Source organism: Vibrio olivae (assembly GCF_042428525.1).
GTDB lineage: Bacteria > Pseudomonadota > Gammaproteobacteria > Enterobacterales > Vibrionaceae > Vibrio > Vibrio olivae.
The window spans coordinates 598,196-623,992 of the sequence record NZ_JBHMEP010000001.1 but is presented as its reverse complement, the minus strand read 5'-3'; the positions used below and the strand labels follow the sequence as shown (position 1 = coordinate 623,992).

The following is a 25,797-nucleotide window of genomic DNA, read 5'->3' as shown; positions in this document are numbered from 1 at the left end:
GTTGATTATAAAACCTTTATGCAACTCAATGTTTCGACTGTTTTTTGTTCGAAATGGAAATACTTGAATCTTGAGTGCAATTTTTACTTCAACGGAGAATATATCTCAATGACTTACGCGCCTGTAAAAGACGTTCTGAGCGGTAAGCTAGCAGTCGACAGTGAAGTCACTGTTCGCGGCTGGATTCGTTCGCGTCGTGATTCCAAAGCTGGAATCTCTTTCCTTGCCATCTACGACGGCTCTTGTTTCGACCCGATTCAGGCCGTGGTCCCAAATAATTTGAATAATTACGACGAAGAAGTTCTCAAATTAACAACAGGTTGCTCTGTTGAAGTAACAGGTACTGTGGTTGAGTCTCCGGCGAAAGGTCAAGATTTCGAACTGGCTGCAACCGCAGTGAAAGTGGTTGGTTGGGTTGAAGATGCTGACACTTACCCAATGGCGAAAACACGCCACTCGATTGAATACTTGCGCGAAGTTGCGCACCTTCGTCCGCGTACCAATGTCATTGGTGCTGTGGCCCGTGTTCGCAACTGTCTATCTCAAGCGATTCACCGTTTCTATCATGAGCAAGGTTACTTCTGGGTTTCAGCACCGCTGATTACCGCGTCTGATGCTGAAGGTGCTGGTGAAATGTTCCGCGTATCAACGCTTGATATGGAGAACTTACCACGTACTGATGCTGGCCAAGTTGACTACAACGAAGACTTTTTTGGCAAAGAGACGTTCCTAACGGTTTCCGGTCAGCTCAACGCTGAAGCGTATGCGTGTGCGATCAGCAAAGTGTACACTTTCGGCCCAACGTTCCGCGCTGAAAACTCAAACACCAGTCGCCACCTAGCTGAATTCTGGATGGTTGAGCCTGAGGTCGCGTTTGCTGATCTAGATGACGTTGCGAAATTGTCCGAAGACATGCTTAAATACGTATTTAAAGCGGTACTTGAAGAGCGTCGTGACGATCTTGAGTTCTTCGCTCAGCGTATCGATAAAGAGGCAATTACACGTCTTGAACAGTTTGTCGCTTCTGACTTTGCGCAGGTCGACTACACCGATGCCATTCAGATCCTACTCGACTCAGGTCGTGAGTTTGAATTCCCTGTTGAATGGGGCATTGATATGTCTTCTGAGCATGAACGTTACCTTGCAGAAGAGCACTTCAAAGCACCGGTTATCGTCAAAAACTACCCGAAAGACATCAAAGCCTTCTACATGCGTCTCAACGATGACGGCAAAACCGTTGCGGCAATGGATGTGCTTGCGCCAGGAATTGGTGAAATCATCGGTGGTTCTCAGCGTGAAGAGCGTTTGGATGTTCTTGATGCACGTATGCAAGAGATCGGTATTGATCCGGAGCACATGAGTTGGTACCGCGATCTACGCCGTTACGGTACTGTGCCTCATGCCGGTTTCGGTCTCGGTTTTGAGCGTTTGGTGTCTTACGTGACTGGTATGGGTAACGTACGTGATGTGATTCCATTCCCTCGCACACCGCGCAGCGCGAACTTCTAAACGCCTGTTTGGTTGCAACAGAATTTAACGCTAAGCCCTCGTCATACGAGGGCTTTTTTATAGCCCAACTTTCTATTCTCAAACTCGCTCATTGCGCTTCAAGGTCTGTCTTTCGTGAATATGGCCAAACACATAACCATTAATTTCATAATTTTCAGTACATTACCTATCAAACACAACAAGGGAAATACATATTCACCCTTAATGATTGTGGCGTGAAATATCAAAAAACACTGGCTTGGGAAGTATGTTCATCGAGATTCCGTTATTTTTTACGGTTATCACCGAAATGCGGTTGTCACTCCTGACTCATAACGGTATAAAGAGAGACTGAAACACCCATTCTCTTTTCGACTTACATGGACGACGATTATGTTTGAAAAAGTTGTAGCAGCTCCTGCCGACCCTATCCTTGGACTTACTGAAGAATTTAAAAAAGATTCACGCGCTGAGAAAATCAATCTTGGTGTGGGTATTTATAAGAATGAACAAGGCGAGACGCCAGTGCTTGCCACAGTAAAGAAAGCGGAAGCAGCTCTAGTTGAAACGGAGAAAACCAAATCTTACCTCACCATTGAAGGGACTGCCGAGTACGGCCTTGCTGTACAAAAACTTCTGTTTGGTGATGATTCTGCCATTGTCACTCAAAAACGCGCAAAAACAGCTCAGGCCCCGGGCGGAACTGGCGCACTGCGTGTTGCGGGTGAATTTATCAAACGCCACTTAGGTGACGTAAAAATCTGGATCAGTAATCCAACTTGGGCAAACCATAACGGCGTATTTAAAGCCGCTGGCTTGGAGATTGCGCAATACAGTTACTACAACCCAGAAACGCACGATAAAGATTTCGATGCAATGGTTGCCGATCTTCAACAAGCAAACAAAGGTGATATCGTCCTGCTTCACGGCTGCTGCCACAATCCAACGGGCATCGACCCAACAGAACAAGAGTGGGAAGTGCTGGCAAAACTAGTGGCAGAAAAAGGTCTGGTTCCTCTGTTTGACTTTGCTTATCAAGGTTTTGCAAAAGGCGTTGAAGACGACGCGGCTGGCCTTCGTACTTTTGCTAAGTACAATGATGAAATTTTGGTGGCGAGTTCGTTCTCCAAAAACTTCGGTTTATACAACGAGCGTGTTGGTGCCTTTACACTGGTTGCGAAATCTGAAGAGGTTGCAACGACCGCATTCTCACAAGTCAAAGCAATCATCCGCTCAATCTACTCTAACCCACCAGCACACGGAAGTTCCGTCGTGACTTTCATTCTCTCTAACTCAGAACTTCGAGCGCAATGGGAACTTGAAGTAAAAGAGATGCGTGATCGTATTCAAGACATGCGTGAGCTGTTTGTGGAAACGCTGAAAGCTGAAGGCGTAAGCGCTGACTTTAGCTTTATTGAACGCCAAAACGGCATGTTCTCTTTCTCAGGCTTGAGCAAAGAGCAAGTGGCGCAGCTTAAAGATCAGTTCGGCATCTATATTGTTGGTTCTGGCCGTATCAGCGTAGCCGGTATGACGCGTGATAACATGGGGCCACTATGTAAAGCGATCGCCAAGGTTTTATAATTATCCTGAGTGCGTCAATAGTAAAAGCCAGCTTCAGAGCTGGCTTTTTTGAACTGCGCATTCACACATTGAACTAAGACTAATAATACACACGAGCCGATAGCCCGCCGGCATTCTCTGAATTATGCCCATAATCGGTGTAGGTATAAAAGCCACCAAGCCCAAACAATTTATTAAACCGATAATCGATTTTTAACTGAAAAATATCCTCATCCACTCTATCGCTGCGATTCAGCTTAACCGTACCACCGAGTTGTAATTGATCGGTCAGCGCATAACGCAAATACACCCCGCCACCGAGCATCCAGTCTGTGCTGCTATCGAGGTTATCGTCAGTATCATCATCACTAAGCACATAGCGAATCCCTCCGACCTTTGCATCCATCACTAAATCAAGTCGCTCCCCGAGTGGAAAATAGGCACCAACTCCTGGCAGAAGGATATAATTTTCCGCGGTGGTTCCTTCAAGATGAACAAATCGAGCTCGGTAATCACCAGTTAGAATCCAACGTTCACTCAGCGGATAAAAACCACCTACAGCTAACTCTGTGACATCACTGTTATCCCCTAACGATCCATCTTGTGAGCCCGAAGCGGCATCAAAATACACGTAGTCATAACTTAAAGGGTCGAGAGAAGAAATTTCGTCGGCAAAGGCCGTGTGTAATAGCAGTCCACAAAGCAGCGCCGTACTTTGGGCAAAGGTATGATTCATCAACAACTCCATTTTCGCAATCATTGCCAATCGTTTGACTCAACTGCACTAAGAGTAGTTCACGTCATGATCTTAACAGTGCGAACAAACCGCAAAGCGTGTAAGTTTGACGAATAATTTACAACTGAATAATCAGGTGGTCGTTGTCATCCTGAGTGATATGCTCTAGCCCTTCACTGCGCAATAACTCTAACTGTTCGGGCTCAAGTGAATACGGCATCACCAATCTTAATTCCTCAATCCCTTGCTCTTTGGCAATGGCAATCAAGACCGCTAAGTTGGACTCGTCACTGTGACTGGGAGACAGTGCTTGCATGGCTTTTTCCCAAAGACGGTCTTCGGGTGTTTGAGGCTCCTGAATCGTGTCTTTCCACGCGACACTGAATACGGGCGCTACTGAACTCATCGCTTCTAAGAACGTCCATTTCTTTTTACAAGAAGCACCAAGAAAAGAGGTGTAATCAAACAAGACTGAGGGTGAGCTTAACTGTTCCATATCGCCTTCTTTGTACTTTAAGCACTGGGGATATAGCCAATATTGACGACTCTACCCCATATAGCAATAGGATATAAAACAATCATCTTTTATACCCTTAAAACCAAAAGAAAAGGCATATAAAAACCCAATTAATAACAGAGTTAAAACAAACTGATTAAAATATGCACTTGAATGCGCAATAAATGAAGACGTCGCCAGTTAACGAATATCCACCACTCGACTGGCTTTCTTGTATTGAATACGCCAACCATTCCAACGTGGTAACTCCCACCGTTTTGGATCGCCTTTACGTAACCCGCCTTGATGAATTACATGAACCAATTTGCGAGTCGCAAAATATTCCACCCGTAACGTGAGATCAGCAAGCTGGAGTTCGAATGGATATTGCTGTGCAAAGTCCTGATACTCCCACTCGGGCACCCCATCAAAGCTGAAATCCTCTGGTTCAAACAGCATGAGATCTTCCATTGCACTTACCTCAAGCGTCTCAAGTTGTTGGCTAATCCAAGCGTCAAAGTTGAGCGTTTTTGACGGTTTTGATAACAGGTCATCGAGGGTTTGATACAGCTTCCACAACTCAATCTCTCGTTCACGCTGCTTTGCAAACCCCGGCCATAACTGGTCACTTTTCAGCGCCTCAATAATGGCCGCCACAGCATATTGCCCGGTTGGCGCTTGATATCGGCGTTCAATGACTCGGCCTGCGTATATCAACTCAACCGGCACTTGATACCCATTCTCGGTTTGCTGTGCGTCTCGTTGTTGCCACTCTCCAAGATCTAAATCAACCAATTGGTCAAGCGTCAGCGGCATGGTGACGGTAGCAAGATTTAAGGTATTTTTTACGCCGCGCCCGGGGACACTGTGCGTATCCAGAACCAGTGCGGCTTCATAGTGAGAAAGTAAGCGACTCTCGCGGCCAAGGGTAACTTCCATCTTGCCATTCCCCATTGATTCGCGACGCTTTTCTCGGCGAATAAAAACCAGTTCAGGATGTAATTTGCCAATTGCCGATGACAAATCGCTAAGCGAAAAACGAGAAGCCACCGACAGCTGCGGTAATTCAAATACCGCGCGCATTTGCTCAGCCAATGCTATTGCCTCTTGCCGAGCTTCTTCATCGACTGTTATCCCATCATAATATTGGCCACGGACCAAACCAATGATCAACGCACCATCGCATCCCATCGGCTCTTGTTGCTGTAGTAACTCAATCTGTTCTTGATGATTGGCCAGCCGAAACAATTTAGCGGGCACACACAGCGCTGCGGTCAAATCCACCATCGCCTCTTGGAGGGGGCGTGATGGCATACGAGTCACCAAATCAGCGTACAACGCATCGATAGGAAGTGGATACAGCTTGTTACCATGAGGCGTCGCCATGCCCTGTTCGGTGAGCGCGCCCATACTCACAAGAAGTTGTTTTGCCGCCTGAAAAGATTTTTCAGGCAGTACTTCAAGAAAAGTCAGTCGGTCTAAAGGCACGCCACAACAGGCCGCCGCCAGCATAGGTTCAGTTAGAGATTCTCGATGTAACTGCGGAGGCGTGACATCACTTAGCGCTGCATGCTGTCCATACAAGCGGACACACCTTCCCGCCATGACTCGCCCGGCTCGCCCTGCCCGTTGCTGAGCGCTGGCTTTAGACACCGCTTTTAACGCCAGCGCAGTTCGACCATTTCGTTGCTCGTTACGACGCTCTAACCCACTATCAATCACCAAGGTAATGTTAGGAATCGTCAGAGAGGTTTCGGCAACATTGGTTGCCAGTACGACTTTTTGTTGAGGCTGACGCGTTAATGCCTGCTGTTTTTGTGGCTCAGAGACTGAGGAATGTAGGGGGACGACCAATAAATCAGGCTGATTTGCCAACGCTTGCTGACAGGCGACGATTTCCTTTTTCCCCGGTAAAAACACCAAAATATCACCATCCGTTTGGCCCACGTGATGCGTCACTTGAGCACTGACTCGCTGAGCTATATCGCGGCTATCAGGCAGCTGATGTGACTCGCGACTCACATGTTGGATCTCAACCTCAAATCGCCGCCCTTGTGCCTGCAGACGCTTACCGTCGATATATTGGGCCAATTTAGTTCCTTCAATGGTTGCCGACGTAACGACCAATCGGTGGCTGTTCTTCTCTCGAAGTAATGCAACCAATAAGTCGGTGTCCCAGCGCCGTTCATGAAACTCATCCACCAACACATAATCAAACGATTTAAGCCCCTCTTCCGCCAGCCAACGCAATGCAACACCGGGAGTAACAAACACCACTTGAGTGTGTGGCTGATATTGAATATCGAGCTTAATGGCATAACCTACTGACTCGCCAAGCTGCTCACCTCGACTCTGCGCCAAAAACTGCGCCAATGAAGTACATGCGATTCGTCTGGGTTCAATGACCAGCACTCGTCCATGTTCGGCTAACCAAAGTGGTAAGCGAGTTGATTTGCCGGAGCCAGTCTCTGCCTCAACCACCAGATGGTGTTCTTTAACCTCAGCAAGAAATTCGGATTTTAGGCGATCAATGGGGAGTAATGTCATAACAAAAAGAATGAGATAGTGACTTTTAGTCAATTGTACCTGAATTTTTAATGTTAAGCGCTTTCTATAAAACGATTAATTCGTTTACAATACAGTCACTAATACCTATCATTTTGTCGTCCTTGCTACCCTTCAAAAGGCAAATTATGAATAACGATAAGCGCCCTTTATATATTCCTTATGCTGGTCCTGCTCTGCTCAGCACCCCTTTGCTCAACAAAGGCAGCGGCTTTACGGCTGCAGAACGTGTCTCTTTCAACTTAGAAGGTTTGCTTCCCGAAGCCACTGAAACCATTCAAGAACAAGTTGAACGCGCCTACTTACAATATTGCAACTTTGAAAGCGATATGGATAAGCATATCTACCTACGCAATATTCAAGATACTAACGAGACACTCTTCTACCGTTTGGTTCAAAACCATATTACCGAGATGATGCCCATCATCTATACGCCAACGGTTGGCGCAGCCTGTGAAAACTTCTCCAATATCTATCGTCGTGGACGTGGGCTGTTTGTGTCTTACGCGAACCGCGACCGTATCGATGACTTACTTAATAATGCCGCAAACCACAACGTAAAAGTGATCGTGGTGACCGATGGCGAACGTATTCTTGGTTTGGGTGACCAAGGCATTGGTGGCATGGGCATCCCAATTGGTAAACTCTCTTTGTACACGGCTTGTGGCGGCATTAGTCCAGCCTATACCTTACCGATTGTGCTTGATGTTGGTACGAACAACCCGCAGCGCTTAGCAGACCCAATGTATATGGGCTGGCGTCATCCACGTATCACTGGTGCGGAATACGATGCGTTTGTCGAAGAATTTATCCAGGCCGTTCAGCGTCGCTGGCCTGACGCCTTAGTGCAATTCGAAGATTTTGCACAAAAAAATGCCATGCCATTGCTTGAACGTTACAAAAATCGTATTTGTTGCTTTAACGACGATATACAAGGCACGGCGGCGATTACCGTGGGTTCTTTGCTTGCAGCTTGTCAAGCAGCGGGCAGCAAACTCTCAGAGCAACGTATTACCTTCTTAGGCGCGGGCTCAGCGGGTTGCGGTATTGCCGAAGCTATCATCGCACAAATGGTTTCAGAAGGTATTTCAGATCAACAAGCACGCTCTCAAGTGTATATGGTTGATCGCTGGGGTCTATTGCAAGAAGGCATGACTAACTTGCTTGATTTCCAGCAACGTCTAGTCCAGAAAGAGCAAAATACTCAAGATTGGCAAAGCGAAACTCCAGGGTTCTCATTACTTGATGTTATGCGTAACGCAAAACCGACCGTACTGATCGGCGTCTCTGGCGCTCCGGGTCTGTTTAGTCAAGAAGTCATCGAAGAAATGCATAAGCATTGTGATCGCCCTATAGTGTTCCCGTTATCAAACCCAACAAGCCGAGTGGAAGCCACACCGAGTGACATTATCCGTTGGACTAACGGCGCAGCACTCGTGGCAACGGGGAGTCCATTTGATCCCGTCGTGCATGAGGGTAAAACCTACCCTATCGCTCAGTGTAACAACAGTTATATCTTCCCGGGTATTGGTCTCGGCGTTCTAGCTGGCGGTGCGAAACGCGTCACTGACGAGATGCTGATGGAATCGAGCCGTGCGCTGGCAACCTGTTCTCCTCTTGCAATTAATGGCCGCGGAGCACTGCTTCCGCCTCTTGAAGAAATTCACTCGGTATCGAAGAAAATCGCTATCGCTGTGGGTAAAAAGGCCATCGAACAAGGTGTCGCACCTGCCGTTTCGGACGAGGCATTAGAACTGGCTATCGATCAGCACTTCTGGCAACCCGTCTATCGCCGATACAAGCGTACGGCATTCTAAACCGCGAAAGCCCCTTCTTGGGGCTTTATTCTTTCTGATAGAGATATCACATTATTATGCTTAGTTTTTTTGCACCTGCGGGGCAGTTATTGCTACCGTACTTAAGTGAAATTTCCATGTCACTGATCGCGTGTCTTCTTGTGATGGGCGGGGGTGAGATCAACACTTTGGTTCGACGTTTAATGCGCAACCAAATGTTCATTGTGCGAACCATTGTTTTTGTGTTGATTAACGCGTTCGGTTACGGCTTAATCATAGTAAAGGTGACACCTTACCTCACTCGGACATTGCACAAACTCGAGCCAGGTATGATGTTTGTCGTTGTTATTATTAGTTTTATTGTCATTGGTTCATGGGCTCAAAGAAACCGTCACATCTAGTGCGACGTCTTAAGCGCACGTCTTTTGTTTGGCCGCTAAAAGTACTCAAAGGTGCGATTATCGCGCTGGCGATTTGCTTATTTTGTGTGGGTCTCATCGACAGATGGGTCAGTTACCAAACTCGAGATCAACTCTATTTTAATGTCGAAGAGATTCCTCACTTCGACGTCGCTGTCGTGCTGGGGACGAGTAAGTATTTAGGTCGAACACTCAATGACTATTATATTCATCGTATTAACGCCGCCATCGACTTATATCAGCAGGGTAAAATCAACCGCTTTCTTTTAAGTGGCGACAACGCACACCGTTCCTATAATGAACCTTGGACCATGAAGCGCGATTTGCTGCGAGCCGATGTCCCTAACCAACGTATTTTTCTTGATTATGCGGGTTTTCGCACTTTAGATTCGGTGGTGCGTGCCAAAGAGATCTTCGACACCGATGACTTTTTGATCATTTCTCAGAAGTTTCATTGTGAACGCGCTTTATACATCGCAAATTACCACCAGATCAACGCACGTTGCCTTGCAGTACCTGGCCCGGAGCATTCAAATATTCAGATTCGTCTGCGTGAAATTTTTGCTCGTGCTAAAGCGTTTTTAGATTTGTATATTATTGATACCAAGCCGCGCTTTTTAGGTCCCAAAGAGCCGATTCCGACACTGGAAGAGAGTGAACTAAGCGCAGGCCCAATGACTGACATGTCACTGCAAGATATCGAATTACCTCCCAGCGCAGCATCCAGCGTACTCTCTTATTAAATCGCTCAAATCGACTGATTTAGAGTCACCTCAACGGGTGCCTCTAGCCGTGAAGTTTGCTACACTTCGGCGCAAATTATCGACCCGCTGAAGTGGGCAAATTTATAGAGAGCAATGTCATGTCTTTACTTGCAACTGGTACGCTTAGCAAAATGAAAGCGTCCCTGGAAGGTACCGTTCATTATCGCCTACCTGTGGGGGAGCAACTGATCGATCTTAATCCATTTATTGGTCACACCCTCACCCTAACTCACACGGGCAATATCTTTTGCAGTTCATGTGGAAAGAAAACAAAGAAGAGTTATTCTCAAGGGCACTGTTTTGTCTGCATGAAAAAGCTCGCAAGCTGCGACATGTGCATCATGAAACCAGAAACATGCCATTATGATCAGGGCACCTGCCGCGAGCCTCAATGGGGTGAAGAGAACTGCATGGTCGATCACTACGTGTATCTGTCTAACACCTCCAGTCTCAAAGTCGGCATCACTCGACATACGCAAATTCCAACCCGTTGGATTGATCAAGGCGCCACGCAAGGCATGCCGATTTTTAAAGTCAAAACGCGCTATATTTCTGGCCTGCTGGAAGTGGAATTAGCCAAACACATTGCCGATAAAACTAACTGGCGTACGTTGTTAAAAGGCGATGGAGAACCTCTGCCATTGGAAGATCAGTTCGCGCAATTATTGCCGTTGGTGGAAGACACCATTCAGGATTTAAAAACGCGATTTGGTGAAGATGCGGTCGAAGTACTGTCCAGTGATATTACCGCGATTGCTTACCCCGTTGAGCAACATCCAGTTAAAATCAGCTCGCATAACTTTGATAAAAATCCCGAGGTAACGGGTACACTCCAAGGGATTAAAGGTCAATATTTGATCTTTGATACTGGGGTGATTAACGTGCGTAAATTTACGTCTTACGAAGTGGAAGTCAGTACGACGGCATAACGACGTTTCAAAGCCATACCTTATTCAAGCGTATGGCTTTTCTAAACACTGACTAAGCGATATCCGTAACCCCTTTAGTGCCCTCCCGTTCATCATCTTGCTTTTTCACCTCAGGAACTTGCCCTTCCTCAACGGCTTGCTGATAAACACCACTCAATTTAATCGCCAGATACAGATCGGCACGTAGCACCACCCCGCCATCGCCAACGGCGACACCGCCTAATTCACACCATTGGCGTAAACTGCGTTTGCGGCCTGCCAAAATGAGGCGAATACCTCTTTTTTTAAGCACAGTTTGAATATCAGCCAAGGTTGCCATCACACTGAGATCAAGATGGGTAAAACTGGCGACGGCATCGATAATAATGCAATCAATGTGTTGATCGGTTATTTCGCTGTTATCGAGCACTCGACGTTTAAAATATGGCGCATTGAAATAGGTAAGCGGAGAATTGAAGCGATAAATCAATAACCCAGGGATAGGCTTCGATTTGCCACTGCCATCGAGAGTACGAATCGTCCCTTTATCATCTAATCCCAAAATTTGTTCACTCGGGCGCATCACCACGCGCAAGAATTGGAATAACCCCAACAATACCGCGAGTGTAATCCCAGGAATAACGCCGATGACGAGTACCGCCACCAGCGTGATTGTCGCTAAATAGAACGCGTCTTTGTCCCGTTTTCGTAACGCCCATACTCCTTTAAGGTCGAGCAATGAAATCGAGGCAACAATTAATACCACGCCCAACGCCGCAGTCGGAATATATTGCAGCGGTTCATAAATAAATATCGCAATTAGCGCAATGATCAGCGCAGCCAAAATAGATACCAACTGCGACTTTCCACCATTCGCATCATTAACTGCGGTACGAGAATCTGCACCACTGATTGCAAAGCCCTGAGAAAAGGCGGATGCAATGTTTGCCACGCCTAACGCGCGAAACTCTTTATCCGCATCGATATCATAGCCATTTTTTGCCGCAAAGCTGCGTGCGGTCAACATCATACTGACAAAACTCACGACGGCTAAGTTAAGGGCTGGCATAACAAGTTCTCGCGCATCGCCCAAATTAAACGCTGGCGTTTGAAATACTGGTAACCCACCTTGAATCACACCGACTACTCGAACATCGTATTGCTCTAAGTTCAACGCCCAGACGAACCCACCGGCAACAATAATTGCGATCATTGCCGAAGGCAGAGCGGGTCGATAGCGTTTGATGCCTAAATACGTCGCAGCCGTCATTAGGCTAATCAGTAATGTCTGCCAATGGATATCGAGTAATAAACGCGGCGCCTCATAAAGACGTTCGAGTAAGTCTTGATTTTCGAATTTAAGCCCGAGTACTTTTGCAAACTGCCCAACAACAATCGTCAGCGCAACACCATTCAGTAAACCAAGTAAAATCGGCCGGGAGAGAAAATCAGCAAATACGCCTAACTTAAAGCGACTTGCCAGTATGCACCATCCGCCTGTCATCGCCGTCATGGTCATGACCAACTGCCAATGTTTTGCTGGATCTCCCGCCGCCAAGGGAGACACGACTGCAGCAATCACCGCACACGTCGCGGCATCGGGGCCCACAATCAACTGCCGAGATGTGCCAAACACGGCATACACTATCATCGGTAACACACAAGAATACAGGCCGACAATTGCAGAAACCCCTGTAAGCTGGGCGTAAGCAATCGCAACAGGTAAGGCGACGGCGACGACTGAAAGCGCTGCTCGTGCATCATCCACAAGCCACTCACGCTGATAGTGCTTTAATTGATAAAGCCCGGGCAACCAAGATGTGATAGAGATAGATTTCAATATCGTGTCCTTCGAAAACAAACTCAGTCATCAGCCTATGGCACCACATTCAGGCTAATTGGCTGATTTAAAATAAATAAAGTGCTTGCTGTAACTATAAAACACATTTTTAAGCTCAGAGGGAGAAACTTATCATTGAGGCTGAGACAATGGTCCAATCTACAAAAAATCCCTTGATTTTTATCAAGGGATTCAATGCTTAGGTTCATGGATTCACGTTATATATCGACATGACGTAAACAAGGGAAATCACCGTAATCGCGCACGCAGTAAACCGATTAATGCATCAATCTCTTGCTGGGTGTTGTAGTGCATGAAACCAATGCGCAGCACCCCCCCTCGCGTCTCAAGGCCAAGTTGTCTGACCAAACCTAGTGCGTAAAAATGCCCATTCCAAACACAGATATTATGCTCGCCCAGCCATTTCGCTACGTCTTGTGGTTCATGCTGATCAAACCGAAGGGCAAAGGTCGGTGTGCGTAGGCTGCCATCTGCCGTGTCTCTTCCGTAAAGCGTCACGCTAGGCAATAAGCGCAGCTGCGTTAAGAAATATTCGCTCAATGCCTGTTCATGACGATGCGTCTGAGCGTAACTGTGTACAAGGCGTTGACGCAAGCTGTCTTTAGGGTCTCCCCATTGAGCAAGATAGTCGATGGCCGCAACCACTCCCGCAAGCGCTTCAAAATTTTGCGTCCCGGTTTCAAAGCGGCCAGGACCGACCTCGGGCGCTGGCTCAACTTTATAAGGTTCAAGCGTGTTTAGCCATTGTGGAGCGATATATGCGATACCAAGATGAGGGCCGAAAAATTTATAGGCAGAACACACCAGAAAGTCACAACCTAGTGTTTGAACATCAATAATATTGTGCGGCGCAAAATGCACCGCATCCACATACACTTTGGCGCCGACTGCATGCGCCGCTTCGACCACTTGTTGAATATCAACCACCGATCCAGTGGTATTTGACGCCATTGTCACAGCGACAAGTTTGGTATTGGCATTAATTAAAGAACGTAGATGCTCCATATCCAGCGAACAATCGTCGCTGTCGAGTCGCGCTTGATGAACCACAGCCCCTTTATCCTGAGCAGCCTGTTGCCAGCTTGAAACATTTGCATAGTGATCAAGGTTAGTGACGACGATCTCGTCACCGAATTGCCAATCACGACTGATCGCTCGGCTAAGCTGAAACGTCAGCGACGTCATATTGGCGCCAAACACGATGTTGTCGCGGCTTGGTGCATTAACGAGAGCTTGGGCTGACGCTCGCGCACGTTGCATGAGTTCTGTCGTAATTTGACTTGAGAAATAATGCCCGCCTAGGTTTGCATTATAACGTCCTAAATATGCCGTCATCGCCTCTAATACTTGGCTGGGAACTTGCGAACCACCAGGGCCATCAAAAAAAATGACCGGCTGATCATTATGAGTTTGAGAAAGCGCTGAGAATTGTGCTCTTACTCGTTCAGGAGTGAAACTCATTCTCTTGATCCTTTGCGGTTAAAACAAACAAATCCATGTGCCCTTCTTGATTCTGATGAATAGAACGTATCGGACAGGCGTTGTGCCATAGTTTGGTATCAGCCACCATCGCCACTTCTCCGTTATTGAGCACTTTGCGATAAAACGGCGCTTGGTGATCATCTTCGTATAGCATGATTTCGCCGCCGACAATATTTTGTCTGTCGATACCAATCAATGCGATATGATCAAAGCCGTCTTGGTGAACACCTTCAGGGGCAACCTGAGTTTCATCGTAGATTGCGGTGATTCGAATTTGATGAATCTCAATCTCTTGCCCATCCGGTAATTCGTTGGCTTCCATAAATAAAGCGCACATTTCGCGCATACCGTCACTCTGTAGCGTTGAAGAGAGTATCGGTTCAAAATGACGAATAACATTACCTTGAAAATGATTGATATCATCAGTCTGCACAAAATCATGCTTGTTTTCCTCAATCACTTTTCCTTGCTCATAACGTACAACGGAGTAGCGTCGTAAACGGTACTTGCCATCAGCATGTTCAGTATGAGGCAAATTGGCAAAGGACGGAGAAAGTTGCTGCAATGCTTGTTGACTAAGCTGCGTAATGTGTAGGGTATTTTCATGTGTATGGAACATCATCGACTCCTTAATGATCATACAACTGACTTATTTTTAGTTAACATTTTATTTACATTTAAGATTACGCATTTATCTCGTTAATTCAAATTTCACAGTTCACAAAATGGCAAAAACAAACAAATAAGGATGATTAAACTTAATATAAACCAATTAGCAGATTAAACAGCCAAATAGAAACTTACTAACATTTTAAAACCAGTATGCTGTGCTACAAACACCCTTTATTTGTCTCTAAAACAGCAAATTAGGTACTTATTTCGCCAACTAAAATTTATGTTCTAATCTATAACATTTTGTTCCTCTGTTCGTGAGCACAAGGCTTTTACTGGCTACCCTCTTCCTTTACAATCGGCTCAGAGAAAGATAATGACTAACGCACCACGCGAATGGAGCACGAATGAGCGACGTAAAACACTGTAACTTACTAATTCTTGGTTCAGGCCCTGCTGGCTATACAGCAGCGGTTTACGCAGCACGCGCAAACTTAAACCCTGTACTAGTAACGGGTATGCAGCAAGGCGGCCAGTTGACCACCACAACTGAAGTTGAGAACTGGCCTGGCGATCCTGAAGGGTTAACAGGGCCCGGCCTGATGGAGCGTATGAAAGAGCACGCAGAACGCTTTGAAACCGAAATTGTGTTTGATCATATCAATGAAGTGAATCTCTCTGAGCGCCCATTTCGTCTTAAAGGCGACAGTGCTGAATACACTTGTGATGCACTCATCATCTCGACTGGCGCGTCGGCAAAATATCTTGGTTTAGAGTCTGAAGAGTCATTCAAAGGACGCGGCGTATCAGCGTGTGCGACCTGTGACGGATTTTTCTATCGTAACCAAAAAGTGGCCGTTGTTGGCGGTGGTAATACTGCCGTGGAAGAAGCACTTTATCTTTCAAACATCGCTTCTGAAGTCCACCTGATTCACCGTCGTGACACTTTCCGCGCAGAAAAAATCCTTATCGATCGCCTCATGGATAAAGTGCAAAATGGTAATATTATTTTGCATACTGACCGTACTCTTGAAGAAGTGGTTGGCGATGAGATGGGTGTGACGGGTGTCAAAGTCAAAGATGTGAACTCTGGCGCGATTGAAGAGTTCGACGTTATGGGGACATTTATTGCCATCGGTCATCAACCAAATACCGGCATTTTTGAAGGCCAATTGGATATGAAAGATGGCTACATCCTTGTCAACTCAGGCTTAAATGGCAATGCAACCCAAACCAGCATCGAAGGTGTATTTGCTGCAGGTGACGTTATGGACCACAACTATCGTCAAGCAATTACCTCTGCAGGAACAGGTTGTATGGCGGCGCTTGATGCTGAACGTTACCTCGATGGTTTAGCGTCAAAATAATCCTTGTTCGCCAAGCATCATCAAAACGATCTAGCCCAGCGGGTATTCCCGCTGGGCTTTCTTTTGTATAATGCCTCGCTCATCAGCCATAACAATTATCAATAAGCCTTCAAAATGGATAAGAAAAAACGCAAAAGCTTGAATCTGTGGCTTAAGCAGCAGAGTAAGCTAGCAAAGCGCTGGCTCATGCTCGCTATTGGCTTAGGGGTTCTATCAAGCTTGTTTTTGCTTGGTCAAGCCGCGCTACTAGCTTCAATTCTTCATCAAGTAATCATCGAACAAGTCGACAAGTACCAGTTACTTCCTCAATTTTTTGGTTTAATCGCCATCATTCTCGCTCGTGCCTTATGCTCATGGGGACGTGAAATCGCCGGCTTCCATTGCGGAAAAGAAATTCGCCTATATATTCGCGAACAGATTCTTCATAAACTGCGCGAGCTTGGCCCAGCCTATATCAAAGGCAAACCCGCCGGTGCTTGGGCAACACTGCTATTAGAGCAGGTTGAAGAAATGCACGACTTTTTCGCGAAATATCTACCGCAAATGTCGTTATCCGTGCTGATTCCATTCGTCATTCTCGTGGTTGTTTTTCCTGTAAACTGGGCGGCTGGATTGATCTTTTTATTCACGGCCCCACTCGTGCCACTGTTTATGGCTTTTGTCGGAATGAAAGCGGCTGACGCGAATAAAAAGAACTTTAAAGCTTTGCAGCGTTTATCGGGACACTTTTACGATCGCCTACAATCGATGACCACCATTCGTCTGTTTGACCAAACGCAAGCGGAAACCGATGTGATGAAAAGCGCATCTGAAGTTTTCCGTAGCCGAACAATGGACGTGTTACGTATTGCGTTTCTATCCTCCGCTGTTCTTGAGTTTTTCACCTCAATTTCTATCGCGATTACGGCCGTTTATTTTGGTTTTAGCTTTATTGGAGAGCTCGACTTCGGCTATTACGGAGCCGGTGTGACGTTATTTGCCGGGCTGTTTATTTTAATTCTGGCACCAGAGTTCTACCAACCACTGCGTGACTTAGGTACTTATTATCATGCAAAACAACAGGCTATCGGTTCAGCCGAAAGCATCGTTGAATTCCTAAATCAGGATGTCAGTAAAGTACGCTCAGGCACTGAACAAGTGAAGGGAGATACGGTCACCATTGAAGCCAAGGATTTGGAAGTGTTTAGCGCTGAAGGGGATAAACTTGCTGGACCACTATCCTTTGTTATCCATGCCGCCCAAACCACCGCGCTAGTCGGCCCGAGCGGTGCCGGAAAAACCAGCTTGATTAATGCCCTTCTCGGTTTCCTTCCCTATCAAGGTAGCCTGAAAATTAACGGCATTGAACGCTCTCAACTCGACTTAACTCAATGGCGACAGCATATTAGCTGGGTAGGACAAAATCCGCTGCTGCTTCACGGCAGTATTCGTGACAATATCACCATGGGTAAGCAAAATATCAGTGATGAACACATCGCTAAAGTGTTGAAAGATGCGTATGCAGATGAATTCGTTGATAATCATGGCCTTGACTACGCGGTTTCTGATCGTTCCGGCGGTCTTTCTGTTGGCCAAGCCCAGCGTCTCGCTCTTGCCCGTGCAATGCTGCAGAACGGCGCATTTTGGCTATTAGATGAACCGACAGCCAGTTTAGATGCTCGAAGTGAGCGGCTAGTCATGGCCGGACTCACCGAGCAAATTCAAGGACGCACCACTTTAATGGTGACTCACCAACTGAGCCCGCTTAAAGATGTCGAGCAAATTTTGGTCATGAGCCAAGGTGCCATCGTGCAGCAAGGTGGATTTGAAACGCTTTCTAAACAGTCGGGCTTATTCCAAGACATGCTGCATTCAAGTCACCGTCAGCAAACAGACAAGGGGAACCTCGATGCGTGATTTACTCCCTTATTTAAAACTCTATAAAAAACATTGGTTTGGTTTGACGCTTGGCATGGTATTGGCCTTATTGACTCTATTTGCATCGATTGGCCTACTTACGCTTTCAGGTTGGTTCTTATCAGCTGCGGCAGTGGCTGCATTAAGCGTCGCTCGTGAAACCTTCAACTATATGTTGCCGGGTGCGTTCGTTCGTGGGTTTGCTATGGGCAGAACGGCAGGTCGCTGGGGAGAACGCGTGGTAAGCCACAATGCGACCTTTAAACTATTGACCGACCTGCGTATTTTCTTTTTTCAAAAATTGGCGCCGTTAATTCCAGGGCGAGTGTCTGGCATTCGTGATGCGGATCTTCTCAATCGCCTCATTGCAGATATTGATGCAATGGATCATGTCTATTTACGACTGATAAGCCCAATTATCGTCGGCACCTTAGGCATTATCGGGTTAACTGGGTTTGTCGCTTGGTTTGATCTTAAGTTAGGGCTAACCTTAGGTGGTATCTTGTTGTTTATGCTCTTAACTTGGCCGGTGCTGTTTTACAAACTCGGTAAGAATAACGGTCGAGAGCTCACACAAAACCGCGCCCATTTTCGAATTACCGCACTCGATTGGTTGCAAGGCCATACCGAACTTACGCTGTTTGGCGCAGAGCCCAAGTATCGTCAAGCCATTGATGATGCACAGGAGAAGCTGCTAAAGAATCAGTATATCAATGCGCATTTCGGTGGTTTAGCCCAAGGTTTACTGATGTTGGTTAACGGCTGGACATTAGTTCTGGTGATGTGGTTAGCGGCTGATGGCGTTGGCGGCCAACAGCCCGATCCGTTTGTCGCGATGATGGCCTTCGCCACCATGGCAAGTTTTGAACTCTTGATGCCCATTGCAGGCGCTTTCCAGTACTTAGGGCAAACCCTCACATCTGCGCGACGCCTAAATGAGGTGATTCTGTCAGAACCTGAGGTTCAGTTCCCAACAGAGCCTGTTGCACACAGTGGTGAATACAGCATTGAATTTAGTGATGTAAGCTTTCGCTACGACACGCAACAACCCGCCGTCCTTGACCATATCGATCTCACCATTGCTGCGCAGCAAAAAGTCGCAATTCTTGGTCAAACAGGCTCAGGAAAATCCACCTTAATGCAGTTGCTGACACGCTACTGGGATCCACAACATGGCGAAATCCGTCTTGCCGGTAAACCTCTGACTCAATGGAGCGAAAGCCAATTACGTCAGGCCATCAGTGTTGTCAGCCAACGCGTTGATATTCTCAATGGTACACTGCGAGACAACCTATTAATGGCCAAGCCACAAGCAAATGATGCCGAACTAACGTCTATATTGACACAAGTCGGGTTAGAAAAACTGCTTGAACAACCTGGGTTAGATGCTTGGTTGGGTGACGGTGGCAGACAGTTATCGGGTGGTGAAAAGCGCCGTATTGGGATCGCACGAGCACTGTTACATAATGCACCAATTTTGCTGCTTGATGAGCCTACTGAGGGTCTGGATAAGCAGACAGAGCAGCAGATAATGACGTTATTTGAGCAGCACTTTGTGGGTAAAACCGTGCTGTTTATTACCCATCGTTTAGTCAACCTTGAGCAGATGGATTCAATTTGCTTAATTGAACAAGGTGAAATCGTTGAGTTTGGCAGTCATCAAACATTGACTGAGCAGCAAGGGCGATACTATCAGCTCACTCAAACACTGGCATAACAGCAAAAAGCCCGCATTAAGCGGGCTTTTTTATTAAACATGAATCATCTTAACGGCGACGTTTCGTGTTGGCTCGGCCTTTAGGAGGATTGGTAATTCGCTCCTCGTGACGCTTGACGGCGCGGCGAATTTTTTGGCTCTTAGAGCGCTCACGTTTACGTGAAGTATTGGCCTTATTGGTATCCAAAAGCGTCTCTTTCTCAGGACGCAACTCAACCAAATCACGCAGGTAGTTGACGTCTTTGAGACTCAGCTCCATCCATCCACCACGTGGTAATTTCTTATCGAGGAAAATATCCCCGTAACGAACACGTTTTAGACGGCTTACGGTACAATCTTGCGATTCCCATAAGCGACGAACTTCACGGTTACGACCTTCATTAATGACTACGTAGAAGGTGTGGTTCATCCCCTCACCGCCCGCGTAAACAACATCTTCAAAGCGCGCTAAACCGTCTTCCAATTCAACGCCGCGAACCAGATTACGAACTTTTTGTTCATTCACTTCACCAAATACTCGAACCAAATATTCGCGTTCGACTTGGCGGCTTGGGTGCATAAGGCGGTTAGCTAATTCACCATCGGTGGTAAACAGCAAAAGACCGGATGTGTTCGCATCTAAGCGACCCACAGAGATCCAGCGAGAGCCTTTAATTTTAGGTAGGCGGTCAAAAACAGTGCGACGACCTTCTGGGTCGTGACGGGTACAAAGCTCGCCCTCAGGTTTGTAGTACGCGAGGACACGGCAGATCACTTCTTCTTGCGCTTTGACAGACACAGTATGACCGTCAATACGAACGATCGCGCTATCATCTTCTAAGCGTTCGCCCAATTTAGCGACCACACCATTGACGCTCACGCGTCCGGCTTTGATAAGCGCTTCCAGTTCACGGCGAGAGCCATGACCAGCACGTGCTAATACCTTCTGTAACTTTTCGTTCATTGATTTACTATTTACCTATATGTCGTCTTCTCAGACGTCGTTGCATGCCGAAAAATGGCGTTAATTGGCGACTGCAATTTCGCAGCCGAGTAGTATGCCAAATTTTGGGCGCAAAAGCACCACCTTTCCGCTATTCAAATACGCTTGGATCACCAGCACCAAGACGCGCAATCACGGGCTCACCATCACTGAAATCCACCACTGTGGTTGGCTGTTCACCTAGGTATCCGCCGTTCAAGATCACATCAACCGCGTGTTCCAATTTATCACGAATATCCTCAGGATCAGACTCAGTGACATCACTCCCCGGCAAAATGAGTGAGGTTGACATCAGCGGCTCGCCAAGCGCTTCTAACAAGTCCAAGGCAATACGATTATCAGGCACACGAATACCTATCGTTTTACGTTTTGCATTCATCAAACGTCTCGGCACTTCTTTCGTTCCTTTAAAGATAAAGGTATAAGCGCCAGGCGTATGGTTTTTCAGTAAACGAAATGCCGTATTGTCAACCCGAGCATAAAGAGAAAGCTCAGACAAATCACGGCACAACAGCGTGAAGTTGTGTTTTTCGTCTAAACGACGAATCTGACAAATACGCTCTAGCGCGTGTTTGTTTTCAAGCTGACATCCAAGTGCATAACCGGAGTCAGTCGGATAAACAACAACACCGCCGTTTCGAATGATCGCAACCGCTTGGTTGATCAAGCGAGCCTGAGGGTTCTCTGGGTGAACATAAAAAAACTGGCTCATGGTAGTTCCTCATTATTGAGTCTCACGACTCTACATTAATCCAATTGCGCGCTAGGGTGTGGGAAAGACCAATCTTTCCAAACTGGTTCCACCCCCGCAGGCAGCCATAAATTCCGCCCCAGCTCCATCCATGGTGAGGGATAATGAAAGTCGCTGCCTTGCGACGCTAATAGTTTGTATTGTATAGCATAATCAGCAAGGTTGCGCCTTTCTTGTTGAGCTTGTTGTGGTTGAGCAACTTCCATCGCATCCCCACCCGCTTCCACAAATGCAGCGAGCAGCCTTTTTAACCATTTTGCAGTCAAGTTATAACGTCCTGGATGCGCGAGCACCGCTTGCCCTCCCGCTTGATGAATGGCCTCGATGGCTTCTTGCATTGAACACCAGTTAGGTGGCACATAGCCTGGATTATTGCGCGTTAAGTATTTCTTAAATACCTGCTGCATGGTTTTTGCGTATTCATTTTCCACTAACCACTTAGCAAAGTGGGCACGGGTAATCGGCGCCTCGCCAGCGATGGCCTGAACTTCCTCAAAAACGCCCTCGCGCGTCACTTTTTGCAATCGGTGCGCAATCAATTCTGCACGTTCTTGACGATAGCGTTTTTGCGCTTCAATACGCTGTTGAAGCGCCTCACTATTGGGGTCAATATTTAGCCCAACGATATGAATGTCCTTATTTTGCCATACGGTCGACATTTCAATACCGTTAATCAGTTGGATAGGCAGGAGATTGGCATCAATATACGCCTTAGCAGGCGCAAGTGCATCCGTATTATCGTGGTCGGTGATCGCCAGTACTTCGATGTCAAAACTTAATGCTCGATCGATGAGCTGTGGCGGCGTTAGCCGACCGTCTGAAGCGGTGGTGTGACTGTGTAAATCTATTCTCATGATATTTTTAATTTAAGGCTTGACTTCGGCGTCATGAACTAGTTAACTAGTACACAAATACGATTCATCGAAACTAGGGTTCACCATGTTACAAGAATTTAACCACAATCAGAAAGCGAAACCGCTAAATTCGTCTTCAGAACTGAATTGGTGGCGCACTTGGACACAGTCTTGGTGGGCTACCGTGTACTTCTAAGTAACACCTCGTTTCTACGAAGCCCGCTCACTCTAGCGGGCTTTTTTGTTTCTCCACAGCCACATGACAATCATAAACCTGACGGTATGCTGATTGGGATCCTTCCCATATTATGCAACTATGTGGTCAACGAATTTAAATTAAGGAGGTCTTTGTGAATAAGGCCATTGAAATCAAACACCGTGACACGATTGAACTGCTGCATTCGACCGTCCCTTACGCCCCCGATCCAACCCATCTGTTCCATTCGCTGTGTGAGAACAAAACCGATTGCTTACTGCTTGAGTCGGCAGAAATCGAATCGAAACAGAATTTGAAAAGCTTGATGATCATTGACTCGGCAGTTCGTATAGTCTGTTATGGTAATGTTGTCACCCTCACCGCGTTGACTGATAACGGCCGCCAACTGCTGGACACCATCAAACACAACGTCACACAGGTCGTAAGTGTTGAACACACCACCTCATCGCTGACACTGACCTTTCCTGCTCCTGATCGTCACGTAGACGAAGACAGTCGCTTGCGCGAGGCTTCGGCGTTTGACGCGCTTCGTTTAGTTCAGCACAGCTTTGATTTAACCGGGCTAGACGAATACGCCGTCTTTTTAGGGGGTCTATTTGCTTACGATATGGTCGCAAACTTCGAACCTCTTGGTGATGCAAACAGTGACACCGCCTGCCCAGACTATGTGTTTTATGTTGCTGAAACCTTGTTAATTGTTGATCACCAGACCGAACGCTGCGAACTGCAAGCCACGCTTTTTGCTCACAGTGATGAAACCAAAGCTCAGTTAGCGACACGTCTAACGGATATTGAGCATGTTTGCTCGGCGCCCACAGATGTACCAGAAGCCCAAAAGCTCGCCAACGTTGAACTGCAAACCAACATCTCCGACGCTGATTTTTGCGATATCGTCACTGACTTGAAAGACTATGTGGTTAAAGGCGATATTTTCCAAGTGGTGCCGTCTCGCCGTTTCACACTGCCATGTCCTTCACCACTGGTGGCTTATCAAAAGCTAAAACAGAGTAACCCAAGCCCGTACATGTTTTATCTTCAAGATGAGTTCTTTACCTTGTTTGGTGCGTCTCCAGAAAGCGCACTGAAATACGAAAAAACCAGTAATCAAATAGAAATTTATCCCATTGCTGGCACTCGCGGACGTGGTAAGTTAGCCGACGGTAACATTGACTTTGACCTCGACAGCCGTATTGAACTCGAGCTGCGTTGCGACAAAAAAGAAAATGCCGAGCACATGATGCTGGTCGACCTTGCGCGTAATGATGTAGCCCGCATTGCAGAGCCCGGCTCTCGACACGTTGCCGACCTACTTAAAGTCGACCGCTATAGCCACGTGATGCATTTAGTGTCGCGCGTGGTCGGTCAACTGCGAGGTGACCTTGATTGTCTCCATGCATATCAGGCGTGCATGAATATGGGCACACTCACTGGCGCACCAAAAATTCGTGCCATGCAATTGATTCGCGATGTCGAAAAAACACGCCGTGGCAGTTATGGTGGCGCGGTTGGTTATTTAACCGGTGAAGGCAGCTTAGATACCTGTATCGTTATTCGCTCCGCCTATGTTGAACAAGGCGTTGCTCATGTTCAAGCTGGCGCTGGTGTTGTCTTTGACTCAGACCCTCAAGCCGAAGCCGATGAAACACGCGGCAAAGCTCAAGCGGTGATTTCCGCCATTTTATCAGCGCATCAAGCTTAGGAGAGTAGATCATGGCTGACATCGTATTTATCGACAACTTTGACTCATTTACTTATAACTTGGTTGACCAATTCCGTTCATTAGGCCATCAGGTTAAAATTTATCGAAATAGCCTTGAAAGCGGCGTGATTGAGCAGGCGATTGCTGAACTCGAAAATCCGGTACTGGTTCTCTCGCCCGGGCCTGGGGAGCCAGCTCACGCAGGCTGTATGCCACAGCTGTTAACCAATATGAAAGGTAAAGTGCCGATTATCGGTATCTGCCTCGGCCACCAAGCGATTGTCGAGGCCTATGGCGGTAAAGTGGCTGGTGCCGGAGATATCGTTCATGGCAAAGTGTCGATGATGGCACATCAAGGTCATCCGGTTTATCAGACGCTTCCTTCTCCGATGGCGATTGCGCGTTACCACTCGTTGGTTGCAGTGGAAGTACCGTCAACATTGACCGTGACTGCCGAAGTCGACGGATTGGTCATGTCGGTTGTTAATGAGCAAGATAAAGTGTGCGGTTTTCAGTTTCACCCAGAGTCGATCATGACCACTTATGGCGCGAAGTTACTGACCAACGCCATCGACTGGGCGCTTGAAGCACAGACAGTTTAAACGGAATTTAAGAGGATACTGCAATGGAAAACATCATCAATAAGCTGTACGCACAACAAGCGCTGAATGAACAAGAAAGTCATCAACTGTTTGACGAGATCATTCGTGGCGATCTTGACCCGATTTTAATGTCTGCGGCCCTCACTGCTCTTAAAATTAAAGGCGAGACACCCGATGAAATCGCCGGAGCGGTTGGCGCACTCGTCAAAAATGCCAGTCCATTTCCTCGTCCAGATTATGATTTTGCCGATATCGTCGGCACTGGCGGTGATGGCCACGATACCATCAACATTTCAACGACAGCAGCCTTTGTTGCTGCCGCGTGTGGGCTAAAAATCGCCAAACACGGGAACCGTAGTGTCTCCAGTAAATCAGGGTCGTCGGATTTATTGGACTCCTTTGGGATTAACCTCGCCATGAGCCCAGAAGATACTCGCAAAGCAATCGATGATTTAGGTGTCGCTTTCTTATTTGCGCCTCAGTATCACGGTGGGTTTCGTCATGCTATGCCCGTACGTCAAACATTAAAAACTCGCACTATCTTCAATATTCTTGGCCCTTTGATTAATCCCGCCCGGCCCAATATCGAGCTAATGGGTGTCTACGCGCCAGAGCTAATTAAGCCGATCGCGGAAACCATGCTCAAGTTGGGTATGAAACGTGCTGCGGTGGTTCACGGCAGTGGCTTAGACGAAGTTGCCATTCATGGTGAAACACACGTTGCGGAAATTCGAGATGGCGTTATTGTAGAGTACACGCTAACTCCGGAAGACTTTGGTTTAGACAGCTATGCGCTAGAAGCAATTAAAGGCGGAACACCAGCACAAAACCGCGAGATCACCCAAGCGATTTTGACCGGCACGGGAACCCCCGCACAGGTCAGCGCGGTGGCAGCCAACGTTGCGCTATTAATGCGTCTATTTGGTCATGAAGATCTCAAAGCCAATACAACCAAAGCCGTTAACGTAATGAACTCAGGCAAAGCGTTTGAGCTTGTCAAACAATTAGCAGATAGAGGTTAA

The 25,797-nt window shown here is 47.0% G+C and carries 22 protein-coding genes and 1 other annotated feature; of the genes, 13 read left to right on the top strand and 9 right to left on the bottom strand.

Annotated features, from left to right (window positions below; all coding sequences use genetic code 11):
* Positions 1-108 precede the first annotated feature (108 nt).
* Together asnS and ACFFUV_RS02915 are read left to right on the top strand one after the other, a co-directional pair.
* Complete coding sequence (gene asnS / locus ACFFUV_RS02920; protein ID WP_390189544.1) at positions 109-1,509, top strand: asparagine--tRNA ligase; 1,401 nt, start codon at positions 109-111, stop codon at positions 1,507-1,509.
* A 372-nt stretch (positions 1,510-1,881) separates the two neighbouring features.
* A complete protein-coding gene (locus tag ACFFUV_RS02915) occupies positions 1,882-3,072 on the top strand; it encodes an amino acid aminotransferase (protein WP_390189543.1) in 1,191 nt (396 codons plus the stop codon).
* A gap of 79 nt (positions 3,073-3,151) precedes the next feature.
* On the opposite strand, the gene ACFFUV_RS02910 is transcribed toward ACFFUV_RS02915, so the two are convergent.
* From ACFFUV_RS02910 to ACFFUV_RS02900, 3 genes are all read right to left on the bottom strand, one after another.
* Positions 3,152-3,787 carry an outer membrane beta-barrel protein gene (locus ACFFUV_RS02910; RefSeq protein WP_390189542.1) on the bottom strand — a complete coding sequence of 212 codons (636 nt, stop codon included), beginning with the start codon at positions 3,785-3,787 and terminating at the stop codon, positions 3,152-3,154.
* Between the two features lie 118 nt (positions 3,788-3,905).
* Complete coding sequence (locus ACFFUV_RS02905; RefSeq protein WP_390189540.1) at positions 3,906-4,283, bottom strand: transporter; 378 nt, start codon at positions 4,281-4,283, stop codon at positions 3,906-3,908.
* 201 nt (positions 4,284-4,484) lie between these two features.
* A complete protein-coding gene (locus tag ACFFUV_RS02900) occupies positions 4,485-6,830 on the bottom strand; it encodes a helicase-related protein (RefSeq protein WP_390189539.1) in 2,346 nt (781 codons plus the stop codon).
* 146 nt (positions 6,831-6,976) lie between these two features.
* Here ACFFUV_RS02900 and ACFFUV_RS02895 point away from each other — a divergent pair, with 146 nt between their 5' ends.
* From ACFFUV_RS02895 to ACFFUV_RS02880, 4 genes are all read left to right on the top strand, one after another.
* The gene (locus ACFFUV_RS02895) at positions 6,977-8,665 is read left to right on the top strand and encodes an NAD-dependent malic enzyme (protein ID WP_390189538.1); all 1,689 of its coding nucleotides are present in this window, start codon (positions 6,977-6,979) and stop codon (positions 8,663-8,665) included.
* A 56-nt stretch (positions 8,666-8,721) separates the two neighbouring features.
* Positions 8,722-9,045 (top strand): DUF3392 domain-containing protein, encoded by a 324-nt coding sequence (locus tag ACFFUV_RS02890; RefSeq protein ID WP_390189537.1) that lies wholly within the window; start codon positions 8,722-8,724, stop codon positions 9,043-9,045.
* Positions 9,018-9,806, top strand: coding sequence for a SanA/YdcF family protein (locus tag ACFFUV_RS02885; RefSeq protein ID WP_390189536.1), 789 nt, complete (start codon positions 9,018-9,020; stop codon positions 9,804-9,806). The genes ACFFUV_RS02890 and ACFFUV_RS02885 overlap by 28 nt, the downstream gene beginning before the upstream one ends.
* Positions 9,807-9,925: 119 nt before the next feature.
* On the top strand, positions 9,926-10,756 hold the full coding sequence (locus ACFFUV_RS02880; protein WP_390189535.1) for a DUF2797 domain-containing protein: 831 nt from the start codon (positions 9,926-9,928) through the stop codon (positions 10,754-10,756).
* A gap of 52 nt (positions 10,757-10,808) precedes the next feature.
* On the opposite strand, the gene ACFFUV_RS02875 is transcribed toward ACFFUV_RS02880, so the two are convergent.
* From ACFFUV_RS02875 to ACFFUV_RS02865, 3 genes are all read right to left on the bottom strand, one after another.
* Positions 10,809-12,575, bottom strand: a complete 1,767-nt coding sequence (locus ACFFUV_RS02875; protein ID WP_390189534.1) for a SulP family inorganic anion transporter — start codon at positions 12,573-12,575, stop codon at positions 10,809-10,811.
* Between the two features lie 249 nt (positions 12,576-12,824).
* Positions 12,825-14,057 carry a cysteine desulfurase-like protein gene (locus ACFFUV_RS02870; RefSeq protein WP_390189533.1) on the bottom strand — a complete coding sequence of 411 codons (1,233 nt, stop codon included), beginning with the start codon at positions 14,055-14,057 and terminating at the stop codon, positions 12,825-12,827.
* Entirely contained in the window at positions 14,041-14,697 is a 657-nt protein-coding gene (locus ACFFUV_RS02865; RefSeq protein WP_390189531.1) for a 2OG-Fe dioxygenase family protein, read from the bottom strand. The genes ACFFUV_RS02870 and ACFFUV_RS02865 overlap by 17 nt, the downstream gene beginning before the upstream one ends.
* A gap of 400 nt (positions 14,698-15,097) precedes the next feature.
* On the opposite strand from ACFFUV_RS02865, the gene trxB reads away from it, so the two are divergent.
* From trxB to cydC, 3 genes are all read left to right on the top strand, one after another.
* Positions 15,098-16,057, top strand: a complete 960-nt coding sequence (gene trxB, locus ACFFUV_RS02860; RefSeq protein WP_390189530.1) for a thioredoxin-disulfide reductase — start codon at positions 15,098-15,100, stop codon at positions 16,055-16,057.
* Between the two features lie 114 nt (positions 16,058-16,171).
* A complete protein-coding gene (cydD, locus tag ACFFUV_RS02855) occupies positions 16,172-17,953 on the top strand; it encodes a heme ABC transporter permease/ATP-binding protein CydD (protein WP_390189529.1) in 1,782 nt (593 codons plus the stop codon).
* Positions 17,946-19,670, top strand: coding sequence for a heme ABC transporter ATP-binding protein/permease CydC (gene cydC, locus ACFFUV_RS02850; protein ID WP_390189527.1), 1,725 nt, complete (start codon positions 17,946-17,948; stop codon positions 19,668-19,670). Before cydD ends, cydC begins: the two co-directional genes overlap by 8 nt.
* A 49-nt stretch (positions 19,671-19,719) precedes the next feature.
* Here the strand turns inward: cydC and rluB are convergent, their stop codons facing one another.
* The 3 genes from rluB to rnm form a co-directional block, all read right to left on the bottom strand.
* Positions 19,720-20,613, bottom strand: coding sequence for a 23S rRNA pseudouridine(2605) synthase RluB (rluB, locus tag ACFFUV_RS02845; RefSeq protein WP_390189526.1), 894 nt, complete (start codon positions 20,611-20,613; stop codon positions 19,720-19,722).
* 130 nt (positions 20,614-20,743) lie between these two features.
* On the bottom strand, positions 20,744-21,364 hold the full coding sequence (locus ACFFUV_RS02840) for an L-threonylcarbamoyladenylate synthase (protein ID WP_390189525.1): 621 nt from the start codon (positions 21,362-21,364) through the stop codon (positions 20,744-20,746).
* A gap of 35 nt (positions 21,365-21,399) precedes the next feature.
* Positions 21,400-22,257, bottom strand: coding sequence for an RNase RNM (rnm, locus tag ACFFUV_RS02835; RefSeq protein WP_390189524.1), 858 nt, complete (start codon positions 22,255-22,257; stop codon positions 21,400-21,402).
* 85 nt (positions 22,258-22,342) lie between these two features.
* Between rnm and trpL2 the strand changes: the two genes are divergently transcribed.
* The 4 genes from trpL2 (at position 22,343) to trpD (ending at position 25,797) form a co-directional block, all read left to right on the top strand.
* Entirely contained in the window at positions 22,343-22,453 is a 111-nt protein-coding gene (gene trpL2 / locus ACFFUV_RS02830) for a tryptophan operon leader peptide (RefSeq protein WP_390189523.1), read from the top strand.
* Positions 22,400-22,502, top strand: a sequence feature (Trp leader region). (Overlaps the previous gene by 54 nt.)
* 105 nt (positions 22,503-22,607) lie before the next feature.
* Positions 22,608-24,173, top strand: a complete 1,566-nt coding sequence (locus ACFFUV_RS02825) for an anthranilate synthase component 1 (protein ID WP_390189521.1) — start codon at positions 22,608-22,610, stop codon at positions 24,171-24,173.
* Between the two features lie 11 nt (positions 24,174-24,184).
* Entirely contained in the window at positions 24,185-24,775 is a 591-nt protein-coding gene (locus ACFFUV_RS02820; protein WP_390189520.1) for an aminodeoxychorismate/anthranilate synthase component II, read from the top strand.
* A gap of 23 nt (positions 24,776-24,798) precedes the next feature.
* A complete protein-coding gene (trpD, locus tag ACFFUV_RS02815; protein ID WP_390189518.1) occupies positions 24,799-25,797 on the top strand; it encodes an anthranilate phosphoribosyltransferase in 999 nt (332 codons plus the stop codon).